Source organism: Polynucleobacter sp. AM-25C3, from assembly GCF_018882335.1.
GTDB lineage: Bacteria > Pseudomonadota > Gammaproteobacteria > Burkholderiales > Burkholderiaceae > Polynucleobacter.
This window is the reverse complement of the sequence record NZ_JACVOS010000004.1, coordinates 1-21982: the sequence shown is the minus strand read 5'-3', so window position 1 is coordinate 21982 and position 21982 is coordinate 1. Positions and strand designations below refer to the sequence as shown.

The window sequence follows — 21982 nt, the reverse complement described above, 5'->3', positions numbered from 1 at the left end:
GATCATGAGTCAATCATTTGATGTATTAGTTATTGGCGGTGGCCCTGGCGGCTATATCGCCGCGATTCGTGCAGCGCAGCTGGGCTTCAAGGTTGCTTGCGCAGAATCGAATGCGTATGACGATCCAAAAGGTGAGCCACGCTTAGGCGGCACTTGCTTGAACGTCGGCTGCATTCCTTCAAAGGCTTTGTTGGCTTCCTCAGAGGAGTTTGAGAAGATTAGTCATCACGTTGCGGACCACGGTATTACTGTTGGTTCCGTGAAGTTGGATTCGAACAAGATGATCGCTCGTAAAGATTCGATTGTGACCAAGATGACTGCTGGTATTCAGTTCTTATTTCGTAAGAACAAAATTACCCTGCTAAAAGGTCATGCATCATTTGAAGGCAAGGGCGCTGATGGCTACCAAGTCAAGATTGATGGCAAAGATAAAGAAGTTGTTACTGCCAAGAATGTGATTATTGCTACTGGATCTAAAGCACGTCATTTGCCGAATATCCCAGTCGATAACGTGTTGATCAGCGATAACGAAGGCGGCCTCAAGTTTGATTCCATTCCGAAGAAGCTAGGCGTGATTGGTGCTGGCGTGATTGGTTTGGAATTAGGTTCTGTATGGCGTCGTGTTGGTTCTGATGTGACTATTCTTGAAGCGCTCCCATCTTTCTTGGGCGCATGTGATCAAGGTATCGCCAAAGAAGCGCACAAGATTTTCACCAAGCAAGGCCTCAAGATGAATATGGGCGTCAAGATTGGTGAAGTTAAGGCGGACAAAAAAGGTGTTGTTGTTAACTACACTGATAGCGAAGGTAAAGCTCAGAAATTAGAGTGTGATCGCTTAATTGTTTCTGTTGGTCGCGTGCCAAACACTGAGAAATTAGGTCTTGATAAGATCGGCCTCAAAGTAGATGAGCGTGGCTTTATTCCGATTGATGACCATACTTGTGCTACTGCAGCGCCTGGTGTTTATGCTGTTGGTGACGTAGTGCGTGGACCGATGTTGGCTCATAAAGCTGAAGATGAAGGTGTATTGGTTGCTGAAACTATCGCCGGTCAAAAGCCGCATATTGATTACAACTGCATTCCTTGGGTGATCTATACAGACCCTGAAATTGCTTGGGTTGGAAAAACCGAAGAGCAACTGAAGCAGGCTGGTATTGCATACAAGGCAGGTCAATTCCCGTTTGCAGCTAACGGTCGTGCATTAGGCATGGATCGCGCAGATGGTTTTGTCAAAGTCTTGGCCGATGAAAAAACAGATGAAATCTTAGGCGTTCATATTATTGGACCCAATGCTTCTGACTTAATCGCTGAAGCTGCCGTAGCAATGGAATTTAAAGCAGCAGCTGAAGATATTGCTCGTATCTGTCACCCACATCCAAGCTTGTCTGAAGTGGTTCGCGAAGCAGCGTTAGCGACGGATAAACGCGCATTAAACATGTAATTGAAAGCATTAGAGTATTACCATCAAGAGTTAAAGGCGCGCGGGTATCAGAGTGATCCCGCGCAGCTTGCTGCCATTGAGCGCTTACAGCGCTGTGAAGATGAGTGGATTGCTTACAAAGAAATCCGCAGTAGCGGCTTAAAAAAGAAACTCTTTAAACCGAAGTTACCTCGTGGAGTTTATCTTTGGGGTGGCGTAGGTCGTGGCAAATCCTTCCTCATGGATTGCTTCTTTGCCGCATCTCCTTTAGAAAAAAAGATCCGCATTCATTTTCATGAGTTCATGCGCGAGGTACACCGAGAGCTTCATGAGCTTTCTGGCTTAGCTGATCCACTTGATGAGCTTTCAAAACGAATCGCTAAGCGTTACCGACTAATTTGCTTTGATGAGTTTCATATCAATGACATTGCTGATGCGATGATCTTGTATCGTCTGCTGAGCGCGCTCTTTGACGATCGTGTGCAGTTTGTAATGACTTCCAACTATGAGCCCAATAAGCTCTATCCCAATGGCCTGCATCGCGATCGCTTGCTGCCAGCAATTAAGCTGTTGGAAGCAAACTTAGATGTGATGAATGTGGATGCGGGCAATGACTATCGTCGCGTGCAAATGGCTCAAGTTCAGGCCTATCTCACCCCATTAAATGATGAGTCTCAAGCGGTTTTATTGCAAATGTTCCAGACTTTAATGGGTAATCAACAGGAGATGGCTAGGCCAGTGCTTCGCATTGAATCTCGAGAGTTGAGGCCACTTCACATGTCTGAAGGGGTAGTCTGGTTTGATTTTCAAACTCTATGCTGTGGCCCACGGTCGCAAAACGATTATCTGGAGATAGCCAATCAGTTTCATACGGTGATCTTGTCTGGGGTGCCTTATATGCCCCCTAGGATGACCAATGAGGCGCGACGCTTTATTTGGCTTATTGACGTCTTGTATGACCATAAAATCAAGTTAATCATCTCTGCAGAGGTCCCAGCAGTCGATTTGTATACCGAAGGCCAGATTACCAGCGAGTTCTCCAGAACGGTTTCTCGCTTGATTGAGATGCAGTCCCGTGATTACTTGGACGCGCCTCGCCGGGTAATTGACACCAGCTTGACCTAAAATAGGGTCATGACTAGCAATTCCAGCCTAAACGCAGATTTACATTGCCACTCCGTTGTTTCCGATGGAACCCTAACGCCTGAGCAGTTGGCAGAGCGCGCCCATGACAATGGCGTCCGTCTATGGGCGTTAACCGATCACGATGAGTTGGGTGGCCAGGAGAGAGCCAAAGTTGCTGCAAGCGCACTGGGCATGGATTACCTCTCTGGAGTAGAGATCTCGGTAACTTGGATGGGGCAGACTATCCACATCGTTGGACTTGGAATTGACGCTAATCATGCCGGAATTCTAGAGGGCTTGCGCCGTACGCGCGAAGGTCGCGGGAATCGCGCCAAACAGATGGCAGAACAATTATTAAAAGTAGGTATACCAGGCGCATATGAAGGCGCTCTTCATTTTGCAGGCAACCATGAACTCATTTCTCGTACACACTTTGCGCGCTTTCTGGTCGAGCAGGGCGTCTGTCGTGATACGGATCATGTTTTTAAGAACTACTTAGTTGAAGATAAACCCGGTTATGTACCGCACCTCTGGGCCTCATTAGATGATGCCGTGGCTTGGATCAAGGCCGCAGGTGGTGCTGCTGTTATTGCTCACCCTGGTCGATACAAATTAAACGCCATGCAGATGGATGAGCTCTATAAACATTTCAAGGAAATCGGTGGTATGGCTATTGAAGTCATCACCGGTAGTCATAGCCCAAATCAATATCAAACCTATGGCAAGATTGCCCAACATTATGGGTTTTTGGCTTCTCGAGGTTCTGATTTTCATGACCCCGAAGAGAGTTATATTGACCTCGGCACATTGCCCCATTTGCCGGATCACTTAACCCCTGTGTGGTCACTTTTTCACTAACCGATTCCTCCTATTTGCTTAACCAGTTTTAATTACCCTTAAAGAATAAAGATTAAGATGTTTGAAGAACGCGTTCTCTCTGGCATGCGACCAACCGGTAGTTTGCACCTCGGCCATTACCATGGCGTTTTAAAGAATTGGGTGCGCTTGCAGTCCGAGTATCCCTGCTACTTTTTTGTAGCAGACTGGCATGCCTTAACGACCCACTATGAAACTCCTGATGTCATTGAGCAATCAGTCTGGGATATGGTGATTGACTGGCTTGCTTGCGGTGTTGATCCAAACCAGGCTACTTTATTTATTCAGAGCAAAGTGCCCGAACATGCTGAGCTGTTCTTGTTGCTCTCGATGGGTACCCCCTTGGGCTGGCTCGAGCGTGTTCCAACCTATAAAGATCAAATTGAAAAACTCAAAGAAAAAGATTTGCAGACTTATGGTTTCTTGGGCTACCCCTTGCTACAAGCTGCTGACATTCTGATTTATCGTGCTCAATTTGTACCGGTAGGCGAAGATCAAGTCCCGCATGTGGAGATGACGCGTGAAGTGGCGCGTCGTTTTAATTACCTTTATGGACGTGAGCCAGGTTTTGAAGAAAAGGCATTGGAGGCTGTTAAAAAATTGGGTAGTAAGCGTGCCAAGATGTATGCTGAATTGCGCGTAGCGTTTCAGGAGCGGGGCGATGATGAGGCTTTAGAGCAGGCTAAAGCATTGCTACAAGAAGCACAAAGTCTTTCGATGGCTGACCGTGAGCGATTGTTTGGTTTCTTAGAGGGTGCCCGCAAAATTATTCTGCCAGAGCCGCAGGCCTTGCTTGCGTCTGCATCCCGTATGCCCGGTATTGATGGACAAAAGATGTCCAAGTCTTATGGCAATACGATTAGCATTCGTGAAAAACCAGAAGAGGTTATTCGCTCTATTCGTACTATGCCGACCGATCCAGCCCGTGTTCGTAGAACTGACCCGGGTGATCCTGCGCGTTGTCCTGTATGGCAGTTGCATACGGTGTACTCCAACGAAGACACCAAAACTTGGGTTCAAAAAGAATGTAAGTCAGCAGGCATTGGTTGCTTGGAATGTAAGCAACCCGTGATCGATGCGATTCTTGCTGAGCAGCAGCCCATGTTTGAGCGTGCACAGAAGTATTTGGATGACCCAAGTCTATTGCGTTCGATCATCGCCGATGGTTGCGATAAAGCACGTAAAGTTGCCCAAGAAACCATGCGCGAGGTCCGCGAGTCTATGGGTCTAGCGTACGACTAAGGTCACCACTTTGACTTCAGCGCATGGTGTGATTGCAGATCCCTCCGCTTGGGTGAAGCGATATGCGCCATTGATTCCAGTAGATGGATTGGTGCTAGATTTGGCTTGCGGTGCAGGTCGGCATGCTGCTTTATTGGCATCCCTCGGTCATCATGTATTGGCTGTTGATCAAGACGTCACCACTATTAAGAGTTTGCAAAACCCTCAAATTCAAGCTCGACAAGAGGACCTTGAAGGCGCTAGTTGGCCTCTAGCCGACCAGCAGTTTTCAGGCATTGTGGTGACCAATTACCTCTACCGCCCATTTTTGGATCAACTGCCCTGCATGCTGATTGAAGGAGGAGTGTTGATCTATGAAACCTTCGCCAATGGAAATGCCCAGTTCGGAAAGCCTTCCAACCCCAATTTCTTGCTAAAACCAGGGGAATTGCTTGCTTTGGCGGGGCGATCGGACTTGAAAGTGATTGCCTACGAGGATATTTACCACGATCAGCCTAAACCAGCTATGGTTCAGCGGATTTGTGCCGTAAAAGGGCATTTAAAGGGGTACATTCCGTTACAATTTGGTGGTTAACATTCAGATAATTCAGACACATTCAGTGACTAATACAACACAATCCCACGCTAGTAAAAAGCCCATTGCTGGCAGCATGCCTGCCATCGTGACGCCGATGTTCGAGGATGGAAGTTTGGATTTTCCTGCCTTGCGTTCATTGCTTGATTGGCATGTCGCCGAAGGTTCAGACGGTATCGTGATTGTTGGTACTAGCGGTGAGTCTCCAACGGTTTCCGTAGAAGAGCACTGTGAGCTGATCAAAGTAGCTGTTGACCATATTGCAGGGCGCATTCCAGTCATTGCTGGAACTGGTGGCAATTCAACCACCGAGGCGATTGAATTAACCAAGTTCGCAAAATCGGTGGGTGCCGATGCTAGCTTGCAGGTTGTGCCTTATTACAACAAGCCAACTCAAGAGGGCATGTTTGCCCATTTCAAGAAAATTGCCGAGTCGGTTGATTTGCCTGTCATCCTTTATAACGTTCCTGGTAGAACGATTGCAGATCTTGCTGGTGAGACCACAGTTCGCCTCGCAGCAGTTCCTGGCATTATCGGCATTAAAGATGCCACATGCAGTATTGAGCGTGGTACTTTGCTTCTAGCTGATTTGAAACACGCTGGACATCAAGATTTCTCTGTATTTTCTGGCGACGACCTCAGTGCGGCAATGCTGATGCTCATGGGTGGCAAAGGAAATATTTCCGTTACTGCCAATATCGCACCGCGTTTAATGCATGAATTGTGTCGGGCAGCTATGTCTGATGATGTTGTCAAAATGCGCGCGATTCAATATCAATTACTGGCTGTACATAAAGCCATGTTTACTGAGGCGAACCCGATTCCTGTGAAATGGGCCCTGCATGAAATGGGCAAAATTACAGCAGGAATTCGTTTGCCTTTAACCCCTTTGAGTGTTGCCTTACGTGAACCTTTGAAGACTGCAATGAAACAGGCTGGCTTACTATGATGAATTCGATGCAACTCCTGCGCCAGTATTGCGCAACTTTATTAATTCTTTCCGCCGCATCCCTTGGCTTGATTGGCTGTAAATCTGTTTCAACGAACGATACCGTGGACTATAAGTCTGCTGGCGCTGTGCGTGGACCAAATTTGTCCTATCCACCTGACCTTATTACAGCGCAAGCCGATCGTCGCTACATTGTTCAGGATGGTTCTGCAACGATGTCAGAGTACAACGCAGCTGTAAAAAAATCTGTGCAGACTCGCAAGAATGTGATGACTGGCATTCCAGGCATGCGTATTGCTCGCGATGGTGAGCGACGTTGGTTGGTGGTGGAAAAGCCAGCACCAGAGCTGTATCCTCAGATTAAAGATTTTTGGCAAGAGAATGGTTTCTTATTGGTGATTGATTCACCATCGACTGGCATCATGGAAACCGATTGGGCCGAGAACCGCGCCAAGATTTCTCAAGACTTTATTCGCTCTGCTATTGGTGGTGCTCTGGATTCTCTTTACGATACTGGTGAGCGTGACAAATACAAAACTCGCCTCGAGGTGAGCAAGCCCGGAGAAACCGAGATTTACATCACTCAACGCGGTGCCATTGAAAAATGTACCACGGATAGCACTGGTTCTTGTATTTCAACTATTTGGACTGCGCGCCCAAACGATCCAGAGCTTGAGGCTGCTTTCTTGGCTCGCTTGATGGAGCGTTTGGGCATGACTCAAGAACAGGCTAAAGCGCAGGTTGCTGTGCCACTAGGGGCTAAGACACCGAAAGCAAAGCTGGTACAGGAAGGTGTTAACACAGCCCATATCGAAATGGCAGCAGGCTTTGATCGCGCTTGGCGCGATACTGGACTCGCCTTGGATCGTTCCAACTTTACCGTCGAAGATCGCAACCGTGCGAACGGCGTTTACTATGTTCGTTACGTTAATCCAAAAGATTTGGGTGATACCAAAGGGTTCTTTACTAATCTATTTAGTAGCAAGGATGATTCCAGTCTCAAAGCTAAGAAATATTCTGTTGTTGTGAAATCGACTGGAGATAATTCTTGCAGCGTCTATGTTCAAGATGCAGATGGCAAGCCAGAAAATACTGCGGCTGGATTGCAACTCCTAACACTGCTTACCGAGCAAATGACAAGATAAGTAATGCAAGCTAAGAATTTTTAGCCAATAAAAAAGCCGCTTTTCAGCGGCTTTTTTTCTTCATGAAGAAGATTACTTCTTAGCGTCAGCAGCTGGTGCAGCTGGTGCAGCAGCAGGAGCTTCAGCAGCTGGGGCAGCAACAGGAGCAGCAGGAGCAGCTTCTACAGGTTTTGCTTCTTCTTTTTTACCGCAAGCGGCCAAAGCGATTGCCAACATTGCTACGAGTGCGAGTGACTTCTTCATTTGTAATTTCCTCTTAAAAAATTATCATTAATAACCGGTTATTAATACTTAGAAAGTACAGGGTTAGCCCTTAAGTACTTTCCAGCACTCATTATAGCCATGTCTTTATTTCCAGTTAAAAAATCAGCCAGCCTGCTACGAAGGCCTCAAAAAGGCTATTTTCCAGCTCTATTTTCCCAGTGGGACCCTTGGTCTCTTTCTTGGCTGCAAGTGAGCGCCAGGCCTTTTGTATTGGCAGGGTTTGGCCGCTAGTCATATCTTCGCCGTTGCAATAAATGGTTTTTCCTAGAGCAAGTAGCCTGGTTTGAGGGTGAGGCTTTAATGCCTGTTTTTCTAGTAGGCGCTTAAATTCCTCTGGTGAGTGATCGTTTGTCGACCCATCAAAATAGGCCTGCGGTTTGGGTTCGCTCAAATAGGCAGCAATTCCCGGGAGGAATGTTCCTACGCGATCTAGTTTTAAGCCTTTTAGTTTTTGCTCTATCTGATCAATGATTTCTTGTGGAAGTTGCTCGGCAGAGCTCGTTGCCATTTGCTTGGGATCGGCAAAACGCTGTTCTAGTTCAGGAATATCTTCAAGTGATTCGGCTAGGCGCCACAAACCCTCCTGCAGCATTTCTTTGTAGCTCTGCGCCCTAAATCCTACGGACCAGGTCTGACAGCCTGCATCTAATGCAATTCCATCGTGAGCTACATGTGGTGGAAGGTAAAGCATATCGCCGGGTTCTAAATCCCATTCTTGCTCAACCTGAAAGCGCCGCAAAATCTTTAAAGGAAGATCGGGATTTAAGGTTAAATCTTTTTGCTCTGAGATGCGCCAGCGTCGGCGTCCAGACATCTGAATCAAAAAGACATCATAAGAATCAAAGTGGGGTCCAACACCACCGCCAGGCCCAGCAATGCTAATCATGAGGTCATCCAAACGCGCGTCTGGAATAAAGCGAAACCAAGAAATTACTTTTGCAGCAGCTGGATGCCTCGCTTCCATGCCTTGAAGTAGGAGCGTCCAATCTGGCGTATCAAGAGACGGGATCGATTTCTTTTTAAATGGACCATCTGCAAAGCTCCAAGGCTTAGCCTGAATTAACCTGGATTCAACCACGTCATTGCCTGAAATTTTGAAGAGCTCTTCCGCAGAAATCGCGCTACCCAAAGGCTCGCCTATTTGCTTGGCAAGCTCAAAGGCGGGTATGGCCCCGCGCACCAACAAAGGCTTTTTATGCCAATGGGTTTTCATGAACTGCTGAGGGCTTATACCCCCTAGAAGGGCCCAAGGACGATCTAGAGGAAGGTTTTGGGGTGCCTGTGGAGGGTCATAAGGCTTGCTCAAGTAAAATGAGGTCATATATGTAAAAAGCTGTTTAAAACACAATGTTGAATGAATTACGCATGAAGATCGAAAAAAATACCGTTGTATCCCTGCGCTACAAATTAACTGATGCGCAAAACAATATTATCGAGGAACCGGATTCTCCGATGGTATACCTGCATGGTGGGTATGAGGGCACTTTTCCCAAGATTGAAACTTTGTTAGATGGCCAAGACCTTGGCTATGAGGCCAGTATTCAACTAGAGCCTAGTGAGGCCTTTGGTGAGTACGATCCCGGGTTATTAAAAATTGAGCCACGCGCTCGTTTTCCAGAGCCTTTGGAAGTGGGCATGCAGTTTGAGGGCGTTCCTGATGCTGAGGAAGAGGAAGATTCTGATGAGGCGGATGATGAACCCTTGATCTATACCGTTACTGATGTTGCTGATAGTCAAGTAGTTTTAGATGGAAATCATCCACTTGCAGGTATGGCACTTCGGTTCTGGGTTCAGGTTGAAGATATTCGCGCTGCTACGGATGAAGAGATTGAAAATCGTCACCCTGAGGGTGGCGAAGCATTTGCTTTTGGAATGCCGACTGATGATTCAGATGATGGTGATGACGAATTTATAGGCGGTATTTCTGATGCGGGTGCTTCGTCACCAACCCTGCATTAATTTACTCTTTAAGCCATTCTTTTAAAGCGCCAAGATCCCGTTTTGTATCACTAGTTTCACTGGTATCTGATGCTGGTGTATTGCTGAGTTTTGCTAATGCCTTCTCCAGTGCTGCAATTTTGGCCTCTTGCTCTAGGGTTGCATCAATCAAACCCTTTAGCGCCATAGAGACTGGATCATCTACGTTAGGTGTTACACCATAGGCCGAGAAGTATTCTTTCGCCTTGCTATCGGGTGTACTTGCCTGAGGTAAATCAGGATGCAGGACGCGTGCAGGTATGCCAACTGCAGTTGCCCCAGCAGGAATCTCTTTCAATACAACTGCATTTGAGCCAACACGCGCACCATCACCTACCGTAAAGCCCCCAAGCACTTTAGCGCCAGCACTAATCACAACGCCTTTGCCTAAAGTGGGGTGACGCTTCACCCCTTTATATAAAGAGGTTCCACCTAAGGTAACGCCCTGGTAGATGGTGCAATCATCGCCAATCTCCGTAGTCTCCCCGATAACGATGCCAAGACCATGATCTAAAAATACGCGTCGACCGATCTTTGCTCCAGGATGGATTTCAATTCCGGTAATCCAGCGAGACACCATCGACAGCAGTCGCGCAATCCACTTCAAACCTAGATTCCATAGACCGTGAGATACCCGATGAATCCATACAGCATGCAAACCGGGATAGCAGGTGATGACTTCGAGACGATTTCTCGCAGCTGGGTCACGAACAATGATGGAGTCGACTTGGTCGAAAAGCGAATTAAACATAGGGCAATTTTAACGGGTAAAGGCTAAATTTATTTTCTTAACAACATCTGCTTGGCAATTCCACGCAGAAGATCTATTTCTTCTTTGTGAAGACGTGTTCTAGCGAAGAGGGCTTGTAAGCGGGGAATGAGTTTCTTGGGGTTGGCTGGATCAAAATAACCAATAGCCTCTAGCCCTTCACGCCAGTGCTCTAGCATGGCGGCTACAGCCGCTGGATCGGCATAGTCTACGAGTTCAGGCGCTTCTTGAGTTACGCCTAATGCAGCGGATGCAGCCTGCTCAGACAGGGTTTCTCTCAGGGTAAAGGCGCAAACCATCATGGCTTGAGCGAGGTTTAGGGAGGGGTAGAGGGGGTTGGCATCAAGCCATACCCGATGCGTGCAGAGCGAGAGGTGATGGTTATCAAGGCCAGTTCGCTCTGGGCCAAATAAGAGTGCGACCCGTTGATTACCCGCAATAGCTGCCTTGATAAGAGGTCGAGCATCTTGCCAATTTAATGCGGGCGGCCCAAATTCACGGTCTCGACTGGTGAGGCCTAAAACGAGGGTGCAGTCTTGAACGGCAGATTCGAGGGCGGGGGATTCCTGGCTAGATTCTAGGATATCGACTGCGCCACTGGCCAGGGCAATTGCTTCAGGCGCATGAGCAACGCCTTTGATTTTGGGTTGTATTAGCCGCAGATCCCCAAATCCCATGGTTTTGAGTGCACGCGCTGCTGAACCCACGTTTCCAGGGTGACTGGTTTCAACCAAAACCCAGCGCAATAACTGTGCTTGAGCAGTGTTCATATTGGCAGGGGATCTCTAGAAGCTTGGGTGTTCAAAGGGGTAATCGTTTAGAATCATCGTATTAGCTCCTTATTGTCCTGCAGTTTGCAATTTGGCGAGCTCGTTCTTATTTAATTTGTCCATCAAAACTATGCATCCCATGTTAAATGTGGCCGTTAAGGCTGCCCGTCGTGCCGGAACCGTGATTAATAGAGCCTCTCTTAATTTAGAGCGCCTTCAGGTTGACCGCAAACAACATAATGATTTTGTAACTGAGGTGGACAGACAGGCCGAGGCGGCCATTATTGAAACGCTCAGCGAGGCTTATCCATCTCATGGATTTTTGGCTGAAGAAACTGGCGCTCAAAACATCGATGCTGAAAACGTGTGGATCATCGATCCACTAGATGGCACTACCAACTTCATTCATGGCTTTCCGCAGTATGCGGTGTCAATTGCATTATCTGTCAATGGGGTCACTCAACAAGCAGTCGTGTATGACCCAACTCGCGATGAACTCTTTACTGCTACACGTGGTGCAGGCGCTTATTTAGATCGTCGGCGTTTACGTGTTGCCACCCAAGATCGCTTGGCAAATTCTTTGTTAGGCACGGGCTTTCCTTATCGTGAAGATCAAGACTTAGAAAAGTATTTAAAAATCTTTGCTGATATGTCTCGTCAATGCGCTGGCTTGCGTCGTCCTGGGGCCGCATCTTTAGATTTGGCTTACGTTGCTGCTGGTCGTTACGATGGTTTCTTTGAGAGCGATCTCAAGCCATGGGATATGGCTGCAGGTGCTTTGTTGATTGCTGAGTCCGGTGGCTTGGTTGGTAATTACCGCGGCGAAGAAGGTTTCTTGCAAAGTGGTGAGGTGATGTGTGCTAATCCACGCATCTTTGCTCAGATGGTGCAGTGTTTGTCTAAGTACTCTAACTGCTAATTTAGAGCCTTAAGCTTTGATCAAATCGGTGTAACGTACGCCGTTTTGATCAATCATCAGGGCGCTAGCCCTAGGTCGCACAGTCTCTGGATGATCTAAATCCCAGTCAGATAATACCCAGCGTTGCCATTCTTGATCTTGCAGATGCTCGTGGTGATGCGCTGGTAGATGGGTATGCCCATGAATCAATTGACTTCCAGTTTGATCTCTCAATACTGCAGCGCATGCCGCTAAAGTCACATCCGTTTTAAGCTGCACTCCCTCAGGCGAAGACTTGATTGAGCGTTGGTATTGCGCACCACTATTACTTCGTAAGTGATTTGCAATGGAGCGACGCCAATGGAGCGGTAAGCTCAAAAATAATTTTTGAATCCAAGATTTACGTACCCAGCTGCGGAAAACTTGATAGCCAACATCAGAGGTGCAGAGTGAATCCCCATGGCACAAAACATACTCATTGTCTGCAATTGCGATCTTGCTGGGATCTTGCATGAGGGTCATGCCGGTCTTATTTAAAAAATGTGCTCCAACTAGAAAGTCCCGATTGCCATGCAGGTAAAAGGTTTTAACTTTAGTAGAGAGGGTTGCTAGCGCACGCGTGACCTCTTGCTGAAAAGGGGAGTGGAGTGCTGTATCGTCCCCAACCCAATATTCAAAAAGGTCTCCCAAAATAAATACAGCCTCTACCTTGGGGGCATCTTTTTCACAAAAGTCGAAGAATCGTTGCGCCGTCAAGGGCATTGACGGCGTGAGATGCAAATCAGATATGAGCAGCGCGCTCGCGTATTGCAAAATCATTCCTCGAGAACAGTTGCCTTTTCAATCACGACATCTTCTGCAGGAACATCTTGATGAAAGCCGGTATTACCTGTTTTAACTTTGCGGATCGTATCAACCACATCTAGGCCATCAGTCACTTTTCCGAAAACAGCGTAACCCCAGCCTTGCGCATTGGGGGCAGTGTGGTTCAGGAAATCGTTGTTATTCACGTTAATAAAAAACTGCGCTGTTGCTGAGTGTGGATCGCTAGTGCGGGCCATAGCTACTGTGCCGCGTTCATTTTTGAGTCCGTTATTTGCTTCGTTCTCAATTTGAGCGCCAGATGATTTCTCTTTTAAGCCAGCAGTCATTCCGCCGCCTTGAATCATGAAGTTATCAATTACGCGATGAAAGATCGTGCCATCGTAGTGACCGCTTTTGACGTACTGTAAAAAATTGGCAACAGTTTTAGGTGCCTTAGCAGCGTCGAGGGTGAGGGTGATGTCACCCTTATTTGTTTTGAGTAGAACTTGAGCCATGATGAATTAACTTTCTGATGAGTTAGTAGATAAAAACGGTAATTAAATTATTTTGCAATAGTTGGTGTTGGGGAGGCTGGTGTAGCTTGCGTTGCTGGCAAAGCACCTTTTTTAGGTGGCTTCAGTATTTCCATTAATGCTTTTGCGCGATTTGTATATTGGCGTTGGTTGAGCGCAGCATCTTTGGCGGCATTGTCATATGCTTGGGCACCCAATCGAACATAGACTTCACCCAAATTTGCTGAAGCCACTGTATAGCTAGGGCGCAATTTCAGGGCGAGCTCTAAATAGTCTCGGGCTTCTATCCAATTTCCTTGGTTTGCTGCCATTGCTGCTAAGTTGTTATAAGGCTCAGGCAGTTCTGGGAACTGCTGGGTAATTTCAATTAAAGTCTTTTTAGCCGCTTCCCACTGACGCATTTCGAGCTGCATGCGCGCTTTGACATAACGTAACTGCACATTCCCCGGAGTTTTCTTCAGACGTTGATTAATCAGGTCAATTGCATCGGGATATTTCTTGGCCTTCACCAGCTTTTCAATATCCGATGGGATACCATTTTTTGTTACTGGATCCGGCTCAATAATCAAAAAGGATAAAAAAGGGACTGCTACAGAGTCTGAGAGCTCGGCATTAAATTGATCGTAGCCCGATGAGTTGCTGGCCAATCTAGGGGGTTCTCCGGGCGCGTAAGAACCTAAATAGGGTTTGGGGGCTTCCTGCTGTGCTGGGCAGGCACACCCTGTATTGAGCGCCTTGATTTCAGCATCTGCCAACTGCTGGCCCGGGGTACTACAGCCACCCAAGAGGAATAGGGCGAAAATAGAGCTTAAGCCAGCCAAAAGGGCTGGGGGTCTTGAAAAAGGGTTAGCTGGCATAGGGGGTGGGGTGAAAATCTGACTCATTCGATATACTCAGCGCTCAGTCTAACAAATTGGCGCTACTTGCCCACCTTTATAGCCTCTATGCTGCAAATCTATAACACCCTCAGCCGTTCAAAACAGGACTTTAAACCCATCGAGCCGGGTAAGGTGAAGATGTATGTCTGCGGGATGACTGTTTATGACTTTTGCCATATTGGGCATGCCCGGGTCATGATTGTGTTTGATATGGTGGTTCGCTGGTTGCGAGCGAGCGGCTACGAAGTTGTTTATGTCCGCAATATCACCGATATTGACGACAAGATCATTAATCGCGCGATTGAGAATGGCGAACCCATTTCTGCTCTGACGCAGCGTTTTATTGACGCCATGCATGCTGACTCTGATGAGTTGGGATTAATGCATCCCGATCACGAGCCGCGCGCTACCGATTACATTGCGCAAATGCAGGGCATCATCGGTCGTTTGATAGAAAAAGAGCTGGCCTATCAAGCTCAAGATGGCGATGTCAATTTTGCGGTTCGCTTATTCCCAGAATACGGCCGTCTCTCCGGCAAATCTTTAGATGAATTAAATGCAGGTGAGCGTGTTGCTGTTGGTGGCGGCAAGCGCGATCCCCTGGATTTTGTTTTGTGGAAAAGCGCCAAATTAGAAGAGCCTGACGATACCCGTTGGAAATCCCCTTGGGGCGAAGGTCGTCCTGGATGGCATATTGAATGTTCAGCAATGTCCTGCGATTTACTGGGTGAGCATTTTGATATTCATGGTGGTGGCGCTGATTTGCAGTTCCCACATCACGAGAATGAGATTGCCCAAAGTGAGGGCGCTCTATACGGTCAAGATCACAAAGCTAGTGATCAACCCTTTGTAAATTACTGGATGCACAACGGTCACATTCGGGTGAATGAAGAAAAGATGTCCAAGTCGCTTGGCAACTTCTTCTTAATTCGCGATGTGCTAAAGAATTTTGATCCAGAAGTATTGCGTTTCTTTATGCTGCGTGCCCACTATCGCAGTCCGATTAACTACAGTGATGCGCAGCTCGAAGAAGCCCGCTCCGGGTTGGTTCGACTCTACACTGCCTTGGCACAAGTGCCCGCAAGCAGCCAGCCTGTAGACCCCCATTCACCATGGGCTAAGCGCTTTGCCGTTGCAATGAATGATGACTTCAATACTCCAGAGGCAATTGCTGCATTGTTTGACCTGGCGAGTGAAGTTAATCGTGCGCAGGGTGAAGAAAAGGTGCGGTTAGCCAATAGCTTAAAAGGACTTGCGGGGACCTTAAACTTTTTACAGCGTGACCCAACGGTATTTTTACAGGCGGGCTCTCGAGGTGGTGATGCAGGCTTATCAGCCGACGCCATTGAAGAGCGGATTACAGCGCGTGTGGCAGCCAAACAAGCAAAAGACTTTGCTAAGGCAGATGACATTCGCAAAACATTGCTAGATCAAGGCGTAGTATTAGAAGATAAGCCTGGTGGTATTACTGAATGGCGCCGTAGCTAGGCACCTTAAGAATACACAGACGCAGCAATCCGAATTTATTAATAGGTTTATTTTGAGCACATCAGTAGAACAAGTGATTTTTCAAGAAGTGGCTCCAGAGTATTGGGGGCAGGCTTGCGCGGAGTTGATGAAGCAAGACCGTATTCTGAAGAAAATCATTCCGAAATATGGCTCTGGATTTTTGATGACCCGTGGAGATGCATTTACTACCTTGGCGAGAGCCATTGTGGGGCAGCAAATTTCTGTAGCGGCAGCTCAGTCTGTCTGGAATAGGGTTTTGCTGGCTGCAAAAAAGAAAGTGAACCCCAAGAATATTTTGGCTCTCACGGTTGAAGACTTGCGTGGGGCAGGCCTATCTGGACGTAAGGTCGAATACATCCGTGACTTGGCTGAACATTTCAATTCTGGCCGCTTACATGCCAACCAGTGGAAGGGCATGGAAGATGAGGTCATCATTAAGGAATTGTGTGATATTCGGGGAATTGGCCGCTGGACAGCCGAAATGTTCCTGATTTTCAATATGGTTAGACCTAATATCCTCCCTTTAGACGATGTAGGCCTAATTAAGGCTATTTCGCTCAATTACTTCAGTGGAGAGCCTGTTAGTAGGCATGAGGCCAGGGAAGTGGCTGCCAATTGGGCCCCTTGGCGTACCGTGGCAACCTGGTATATGTGGAGAAGTATCGACCCCATTCCCGTTGAATATTAAAATCGAGCTATGAAAACGACTTTCCTGGATTTTGAGCAGTCAATCGCTGAACTAGAGTCAAAGATTGAAGAGCTGCAATTTGTACAAGATGAATCATCGGTAGATATCTCCGATGAGATCAAAACGCTGACCGAAAAAAGTCAGCAGCTAATTAAAGACATTTATGCGAACTTAAGCCCTTGGCAAGTTTCGCAAGTGGCGCGTCATCCTCAGCGTCCTTACACACTCGATTACGTGAGTGCATTGTTTACAGACTTCCATGAGCTACATGGCGATCGTAATTTTGCAGATGATCAATCCATCATTACTGGCTTAGCCCGTTTTGAGAATCAACCTTGCATGGTGATCGGTCATCAAAAAGGTCGTGATACCAAAGAGCGTGCTTTAAGAAACTTTGGTATGAGCCGTCCTGAGGGTTATCGTAAAGCGAAGCGCATGATGCGCTTGGCAGAAAAATTTAAATTACCTGTGTTCACTTTTGTGGATACACCAGGTGCATTTCCCGGTATCGATGCAGAAGAGCGCAACCAATCGGAAGCGATTGGACACAACCTGTATGTTCAAGCAGAATTAGAAGTGCCTATCATCGCCACCATTATTGGTGAGGGTGGATCGGGTGGTGCATTGGCAATTGCAATGGGTGACGTCGTGTTGATGTTGCAAAACTCAACTTACTCAGTGATATCCCCTGAAGGCTGCGCTTCCATCTTGTGGAAGACTGCCGAAAAAGCGCCCGAAGCTGCAGAGCAACTAGGCTTGACTGCGCAGCGTTTAAAAACTTTAGGCTTGATTGATAAGATTGTTGCTGAGCCTACTGGTGGCGCTCACCGTGATTACGAAGCCATGATGACGAGTATGCGCAAAGCTTTGGCTGAATCCCTTAAGACCTTCGATGGCATGAAAGTGGATGCTCTGCTTGAGCGTCGCCATGAACGCTTGATGAGTTATGGCAAGTTCAAGGAAATCGAAGCCAAAGCTTAAGGCGGCTCCCAAAGTGGCCCAACGAATTGCGGTTGCCTTGAGTGGTGGCCTCGATTCGGTTGTGTTGCTCGATACCGTTTGTAAAGCGGTTCAAAGAAATTCCAATGCCGAGTCAACCGAGGTTTGGGTATTTCATATTCATCATGGCTTGCAAAAACCTGCCGATCAATGGCTGGAGTTTTGTGAAAGGCTTGCCAAAAAATACCAAGTTCATTTTGATTTTCGTATTTTGCATTTTGCCGATAAGGCTCAAGGCAATATGGAGGCCAGAGCAAGGTTAGGGCGTTATGAAGCGTTAACTGAACTTTGTATCGAACATGGCATTGAAGACTTGTTACTGGCACATCATCAAAACGACCAGGCTGAAACCATTTTGTTACAACTCCTGCGAGGCTCTGGGGTAGCGGGCCTCTCTGGTATGCCCCAGCAACGCATCAATACGAGGGATGGTTACTCGATTGCTCTCTGGCGCCCGCTACTCAATCAAAGCAGGGTAGAGATCGAGGCCTACGCAAAACAACATCGGCTCAAGTGGGTGGAGGATCCTAGCAATCAAAACACGCGCTATCGTCGCAATGCCATTCGGAAAGATATCATTCCTAAGTTAGAGAAAATTCAGCCAGGTGCGATCGCCAATCTAGCGCGTAGTGCCGAGTTACTTGCGCAATCCCAAGTGCTGCTCGATCGTTTGGCGAAGCAAGATGGCAAGGGCATTCTGGTGGGGGGCACTCTAAAACTAAAAACATTGTTAGCGCTCGCAAAATCTGATAAACCTGCTGCCAATAATCTGATGCGGTATTGGCTCAAGTTAAATGATCTTGCAATGCCATCCCAAGAGCGACTGGAATCTTGGTGGAAAGATCTGATGGCGTTAAAGCAGGACTCGAGCTTGGAATGGCAGCATGACGAGGCTAGTATTCGTCTTTGGCGTGGCATCTTGCAGGTAGCCAATTCCGAAGTTGGTCAGTGGGTTTTCAAGATCATTCCAGCGCGCAGCAAGTTATTCGGCTTACCGGCAGCTATGGTCAGCGAGGCCCAAAATCGAGGATTAATAGAGCAAAGGCAGCGCCAAGGGGCTGAAAAGATCCAAATCAAGCCTAAGACACCACGCAAAAGCCTCAAAAACCTCTTCCAGGAGTCCAGTACACCACCTTGGGAGCGGCAGGCGCCACTGCTCTATATTAACGACCAGTTGATAGCGGTTGCTGGGGTAGGGACGAGCTACCCGCATTTAACTTCATCAGGAGGTAGGGTCTTGCCTTGCTGGGAATTGCTTTAACTTAGTAAATCCCACCCGATTCTTTTTGATGACGAATAGCATTGATGAGGATCGTATTTTTTGCCTCCTCAAAACTATATAGGGCGACATAGACACTTTTTCCACGCGAAATCACTAGTTCTCTTAAATGGGTATCGCAAAGACGTCCAAGTAGAGGATGCCTTGCTAGGATTTGAATCGCTTCTTTAATTAACTCAATCGTGAGAAGTGCAGCATTTTTGTCATTTGCAATTAGAAGGTCAGTAAGTCGCTCTAGGTCATCAACTGCTTGCGGAGCGAAAACAATTCTTAGCAATTGCTAACCTTCAATGTAGATTTTTTTCCTGCAATACGGGTTTTCATTGCCTCAAAAACCTTGTCTGATTCGAAGACCTTACCATTCTTCATAACCCCTTCGCGAGCAATGTTGGCTTGCCCAATGAAGTTTCTTCGTATTTCCGCATTGATGCTAGCTTGCTTAATGGCTTCCACCATAAATGCATGCGGAGTCATGCCCAGTTCTTTGGCTGCATTTGTAGCTTGTAGTTTTATTTCTTCAGTGAGCTTTAGGGAGGTTGTGCTGACAATGCTCATATCGGTCTCCTGGTGTTACTTTAGTAACACCAATCGTATCGCCAGACCAAGCTACTGTCAAGGCCCATCGTTTTGAATGATAAAAACCCTGTAAAATAAGCCCCTTTTAGACCCTGGGGAATGTAGTTCCCTGTAAATAGACAATACGACGGTTTTTATGGCTCTTATCGTTCATAAGTATGGTGGCACCTCAATGGGCTCGGTTGAGCGCATTCAGAATGTCGCTAAACGCGTTGCTAAGTGGATGCGTGCAGGCCACCAGGTGGTGGTGGTGCCTTCAGCCATGTCAGGCGAGACCAATCGTCTGCTGGGCTTGGCAAAAGACATTAATCCAGATGCCAATCCACGTGAGCTTGATCAAATCGCCTCTACGGGTGAGCAAGTTAGCTCTGGCTTGTTAGCTTTAGCATTGTTGCGTGAAGGCGTTGATGCTGTGAGTTACGCTGGCTGGCAAGTAACAGTCCATACGGATTCTTCATTCACTAAGGCTCGCATTAAGAGTATTGACGACAAGAAAATTCTTGCTGATCTCAATGCGGGACGTGCTGTAGTGGTGACGGGTTTCCAAGGCGTTGATCCCAATGGCAACATCACCACTTTAGGTCGTGGCGGCTCTGATACATCTGCCGTAGCGATGGCTGCAGCTCTCAAGGCCGATGAGTGCCTGATTTACACCGATGTTGATGGTGTTTACACGACTGATCCTCGCGTTTGCGAAGATGCACGTCGCCTAGACAAGATTACCTTTGAAGAAATGCTGGAGATGGCCAGTCTTGGTTCTAAGGTATTGCAGATTCGCTCTGTGGAATTTGCTGGTAAGTACAAAGTTAAAACCCGTGTTCTGTCATCGCTGACGGATCCGTTGATGCCCCTTGATCAAGAGATGAAGTCGGGCACCTTGATTACATTTGAAGAGGACAGCACTATGGAAGCCGCAGTTATTTCCGGCATCGCCTTTGCGCGTGATGAAGCAAAAATTACCGTTCTTGGGGTTCCTGATCGCCCAGGTATCGCTTATCAAATTTTGGGTCCGATTGCAGATGCCAATATTGACGTGGACATCATTATTCAGAATCAATCATATGAAGGTAAGACTGACTTTACTTTCACAGTACCACGTGCTGATTATCAAAAGGCATTGGACTTACTTAAGAGCAATGTGCAAGCCCACATTGAAGCAAAAGAAATCACTGGTGATCCAAAGGTTTCTAAAGTGTCTGTGGTTGGTGTTGGAATGCGCTCCCATGTTGGTGTTGCGAGCAAGATGTTCCGCACATTGTCGGAAGAGGGTATCAATATTTTGATGATCTCCACGAGCGAAATCAAGATTTCTGTAGTAATCGATGAAAAATATATGGAGCTGGCAGTACGCGCTCTTCATAAGGCTTTCGAGCTGGATCAGAAGTAAGAATACGCAGTAAACGCTTTAAAACTGCAGTAAAACCCCGCAGCCAACGGAATCCGTTAAACTGTGGGTCGTTGTAAAGGCATCAAGCAGGGAGACGTGGCCGAGCTGGTCGAAGGCACTCCCCTGCTAAGGGAGCATCGGGGCTAAAACTCTGATCGGAGGTTCGAATCCTCTCGTCTCCGCCAGATTTCTAATGAAATCAACTGCTTGCTGCAAATACAACGAATGAAGAAGCCCCTTAATCGGGGCTTTTTTATTGCCTAAAATTGTTTAGGAGCCAGTAAGGAGCTTACCGACCCTTTGTATTTAAACAGGCCCTAGGATATCGGCTTTCTTTGCTCATACGGACACGGATGGTGGGCGCCTATTTAGTGCCATTACTCTGTAAATGGGCTAATACATAGACTTTTCCCCAGGGGTAAAAATATGTATACTACTTGCTACTACTCCTCCCTAACTAGGTCATTTAGTTGACTCCGGTCTGGGACGAAAAAGCCGCTCTAGGGCGGTTTTTTCATTTCTAAATGCGATTCTTATGGGGAAGCATGCAAGAAACGTCACAGGCTTTGAGAACCGCAATCTATATCGATGGTTACAACCTCTACTATGGACGTCTTCGCGATACTCATTACAAATGGCTTGATGTCGTAGCGCTTTTTAGTCAAATTACACGGTCTATTGAGCCTCACTCGCAAATCATTTCTGTTAAATTTTTTACGGCGCCTGCACTCCCAAAATTTTCCAGACATGGCGAAGAATCGATGCGTGCTCAGAATGACTATCACCGAGCACTCGAAGCCAAATATCCAGATAAATTTGAGAAAGTCCTTGGTTCACACATTTATGAAAAGGATGGGACCAAGATGCCTTTATATGTTGAAGGAAACTCCTTTGATAAAGACAATACAGTTAGGGTATGGCGTCTAGTAGAGAAAAAAACGGACGTTAATCTTGCCTTATCGATGTACCGAGATGTCAACAGAGGATCTTTGGATCAAGTTGTGCTCATTTCAAATGACACCGATACCGAACCAGTCATTAGCGCACTCATAGAAGACTTTCCTACTTTAAAAATTGGAATGATCATGCCCAGAGGGCCTCAAAGCAGCGGCAAAAAAGGTCGTCCGGCAAGCAGCAGTCTGATAGACCTTGCCCACTGGTCAAGGTCTTATATAAACGATGAAGAGCTGATGGGGTAATACCCCCGCCCCTTAACCTGAGTTAAAAGTAGAATTTCTAAGTTGTTTGATTTAAAGGAAATTCTATGAAAACCTCCCGCTTTACCGATAGCCAAATCATGGCCATCCTCAAACAAGCCGA

The 21982-nt window shown here is 47.0% G+C and carries 24 protein-coding genes and 1 tRNA gene; 16 read left to right on the top strand and 9 right to left on the bottom strand.

Features of this window, described 5'->3' with window-relative positions:
- Positions 1-4 precede the first annotated feature (4 nt).
- The 7 genes from lpdA to bamC all read left to right on the top strand — a co-directional run bounded on the left by lpdA (position 5) and on the right by bamC (position 7331).
- Positions 5-1441, top strand: a complete 1437-nt coding sequence (gene lpdA / locus ICN12_RS03385; RefSeq protein ID WP_216270646.1) for a dihydrolipoyl dehydrogenase — start codon at positions 5-7, stop codon at positions 1439-1441.
- Positions 1442-2545, top strand: a complete 1104-nt coding sequence (gene zapE / locus ICN12_RS03380) for a cell division protein ZapE (protein ID WP_216270645.1) — start codon at positions 1442-1444, stop codon at positions 2543-2545. It abuts the gene before it with no gap.
- 9 nt (positions 2546-2554) lie between these two features.
- The gene (locus ICN12_RS03375) at positions 2555-3403 is read left to right on the top strand and encodes a 3',5'-nucleoside bisphosphate phosphatase (RefSeq protein ID WP_216270644.1); all 849 of its coding nucleotides are present in this window, start codon (positions 2555-2557) and stop codon (positions 3401-3403) included.
- 57 nt (positions 3404-3460) lie between these two features.
- Positions 3461-4663: a tryptophan--tRNA ligase gene (locus tag ICN12_RS03370; RefSeq protein ID WP_216270643.1), complete on the top strand. Its 1203-nt coding sequence runs from the start codon at positions 3461-3463 to the stop codon at positions 4661-4663.
- A gap of 10 nt (positions 4664-4673) precedes the next feature.
- Positions 4674-5237: a class I SAM-dependent methyltransferase gene (locus ICN12_RS03365; RefSeq protein WP_216862133.1), complete on the top strand. Its 564-nt coding sequence runs from the start codon at positions 4674-4676 to the stop codon at positions 5235-5237.
- A gap of 76 nt (positions 5238-5313) precedes the next feature.
- Complete coding sequence (gene dapA / locus ICN12_RS03360) at positions 5314-6186, top strand: 4-hydroxy-tetrahydrodipicolinate synthase (protein WP_216270860.1); 873 nt, start codon at positions 5314-5316, stop codon at positions 6184-6186.
- A complete protein-coding gene (gene bamC / locus ICN12_RS03355; RefSeq protein ID WP_370624934.1) occupies positions 6186-7331 on the top strand; it encodes an NlpB/DapX family lipoprotein in 1146 nt (381 codons plus the stop codon). Before dapA ends, bamC begins: the two co-directional genes overlap by 1 nt.
- 72 nt (positions 7332-7403) lie before the next feature.
- Here bamC and ICN12_RS03350 read toward each other — a convergent pair whose 3' ends face one another.
- A complete protein-coding gene (locus ICN12_RS03350; RefSeq protein WP_216270641.1) occupies positions 7404-7574 on the bottom strand; it encodes a hypothetical protein in 171 nt (56 codons plus the stop codon).
- A gap of 115 nt (positions 7575-7689) precedes the next feature.
- Complete coding sequence (locus ICN12_RS03345; RefSeq protein WP_216270640.1) at positions 7690-8916, bottom strand: cupin domain-containing protein; 1227 nt, start codon at positions 8914-8916, stop codon at positions 7690-7692.
- Positions 8917-8960: 44 nt separating this feature from the next.
- Between ICN12_RS03345 and ICN12_RS03340 the strand changes: the two genes are divergently transcribed.
- A complete protein-coding gene (locus tag ICN12_RS03340) occupies positions 8961-9554 on the top strand; it encodes an FKBP-type peptidyl-prolyl cis-trans isomerase (protein WP_255537688.1) in 594 nt (197 codons plus the stop codon).
- A 1-nt stretch (position 9555) separates the two neighbouring features.
- Here the strand turns inward: ICN12_RS03340 and cysE are convergent, their stop codons facing one another.
- On the bottom strand, positions 9556-10323 hold the full coding sequence (cysE, locus tag ICN12_RS03335) for a serine O-acetyltransferase (RefSeq protein ID WP_216270638.1): 768 nt from the start codon (positions 10321-10323) through the stop codon (positions 9556-9558).
- Positions 10324-10352: 29 nt separating this feature from the next.
- On the bottom strand, positions 10353-11111 hold the full coding sequence (locus ICN12_RS03330) for an RNA methyltransferase (protein WP_216270637.1): 759 nt from the start codon (positions 11109-11111) through the stop codon (positions 10353-10355).
- A gap of 130 nt (positions 11112-11241) precedes the next feature.
- On the opposite strand from ICN12_RS03330, the gene ICN12_RS03325 reads away from it, so the two are divergent.
- Positions 11242-12030, top strand: coding sequence for an inositol monophosphatase family protein (locus tag ICN12_RS03325; protein WP_216270636.1), 789 nt, complete (start codon positions 11242-11244; stop codon positions 12028-12030).
- Between the two features lie 9 nt (positions 12031-12039).
- On the opposite strand, the gene ICN12_RS03320 is transcribed toward ICN12_RS03325, so the two are convergent.
- Genes ICN12_RS03320 through ICN12_RS03310 form a run of 3 tightly spaced genes read right to left on the bottom strand, consistent with a single transcriptional unit; the run spans position 12040 to position 14230 of the window.
- Positions 12040-12828 carry a UDP-2,3-diacylglucosamine diphosphatase gene (locus tag ICN12_RS03320; protein WP_216270635.1) on the bottom strand — a complete coding sequence of 263 codons (789 nt, stop codon included), beginning with the start codon at positions 12826-12828 and terminating at the stop codon, positions 12040-12042.
- The gene (locus tag ICN12_RS03315) at positions 12825-13328 is read right to left on the bottom strand and encodes a peptidylprolyl isomerase (RefSeq protein WP_216270634.1); all 504 of its coding nucleotides are present in this window, start codon (positions 13326-13328) and stop codon (positions 12825-12827) included. The genes ICN12_RS03320 and ICN12_RS03315 overlap by 4 nt, the downstream gene beginning before the upstream one ends.
- Before the next feature lie 47 nt (positions 13329-13375).
- Complete coding sequence (locus ICN12_RS03310) at positions 13376-14230, bottom strand: tetratricopeptide repeat protein (RefSeq protein ID WP_216270633.1); 855 nt, start codon at positions 14228-14230, stop codon at positions 13376-13378.
- A gap of 60 nt (positions 14231-14290) precedes the next feature.
- Here ICN12_RS03310 and cysS point away from each other — a divergent pair, with 60 nt between their 5' ends.
- The 4 genes from cysS to tilS are packed head-to-tail and all read left to right on the top strand — an operon-like array spanning position 14291 to position 18681.
- Positions 14291-15712 (top strand): cysteine--tRNA ligase, encoded by a 1422-nt coding sequence (gene cysS / locus ICN12_RS03305; RefSeq protein ID WP_216270859.1) that lies wholly within the window; start codon positions 14291-14293, stop codon positions 15710-15712.
- Between the two features lie 52 nt (positions 15713-15764).
- Positions 15765-16421 carry a DNA-3-methyladenine glycosylase family protein gene (locus ICN12_RS03300; protein WP_216270632.1) on the top strand — a complete coding sequence of 219 codons (657 nt, stop codon included), beginning with the start codon at positions 15765-15767 and terminating at the stop codon, positions 16419-16421.
- A 9-nt stretch (positions 16422-16430) separates the two neighbouring features.
- A complete protein-coding gene (locus tag ICN12_RS03295) occupies positions 16431-17402 on the top strand; it encodes an acetyl-CoA carboxylase carboxyltransferase subunit alpha (RefSeq protein ID WP_216270631.1) in 972 nt (323 codons plus the stop codon).
- A gap of 13 nt (positions 17403-17415) precedes the next feature.
- A complete protein-coding gene (tilS, locus tag ICN12_RS03290) occupies positions 17416-18681 on the top strand; it encodes a tRNA lysidine(34) synthetase TilS (protein ID WP_370624928.1) in 1266 nt (421 codons plus the stop codon).
- A 1-nt stretch (position 18682) separates the two neighbouring features.
- Here tilS and ICN12_RS03285 read toward each other — a convergent pair whose 3' ends face one another.
- Both ICN12_RS03285 and ICN12_RS03280 read right to left on the bottom strand, forming a co-directional pair.
- Positions 18683-18976 (bottom strand): type II toxin-antitoxin system RelE/ParE family toxin, encoded by a 294-nt coding sequence (locus ICN12_RS03285; RefSeq protein WP_216270629.1) that lies wholly within the window; start codon positions 18974-18976, stop codon positions 18683-18685.
- Positions 18970-19254, bottom strand: a complete 285-nt coding sequence (locus ICN12_RS03280) for a YlcI/YnfO family protein (protein ID WP_216270628.1) — start codon at positions 19252-19254, stop codon at positions 18970-18972. Before ICN12_RS03280 ends, ICN12_RS03285 begins: the two co-directional genes overlap by 7 nt.
- A gap of 157 nt (positions 19255-19411) precedes the next feature.
- On the opposite strand from ICN12_RS03280, the gene ICN12_RS03275 reads away from it, so the two are divergent.
- The 3 genes from ICN12_RS03275 to ICN12_RS03265 all read left to right on the top strand — a co-directional run bounded on the left by ICN12_RS03275 (position 19412) and on the right by ICN12_RS03265 (position 21861).
- A complete protein-coding gene (locus ICN12_RS03275) occupies positions 19412-20662 on the top strand; it encodes an aspartate kinase (protein ID WP_216270627.1) in 1251 nt (416 codons plus the stop codon).
- A 90-nt stretch (positions 20663-20752) separates the two neighbouring features.
- Positions 20753-20847, top strand: a tRNA-Ser gene (locus tag ICN12_RS03270).
- Between the two features lie 360 nt (positions 20848-21207).
- Positions 21208-21861: an NYN domain-containing protein gene (locus ICN12_RS03265; protein WP_216270626.1), complete on the top strand. Its 654-nt coding sequence runs from the start codon at positions 21208-21210 to the stop codon at positions 21859-21861.
- Positions 21862-21982 lie beyond the last annotated feature (121 nt).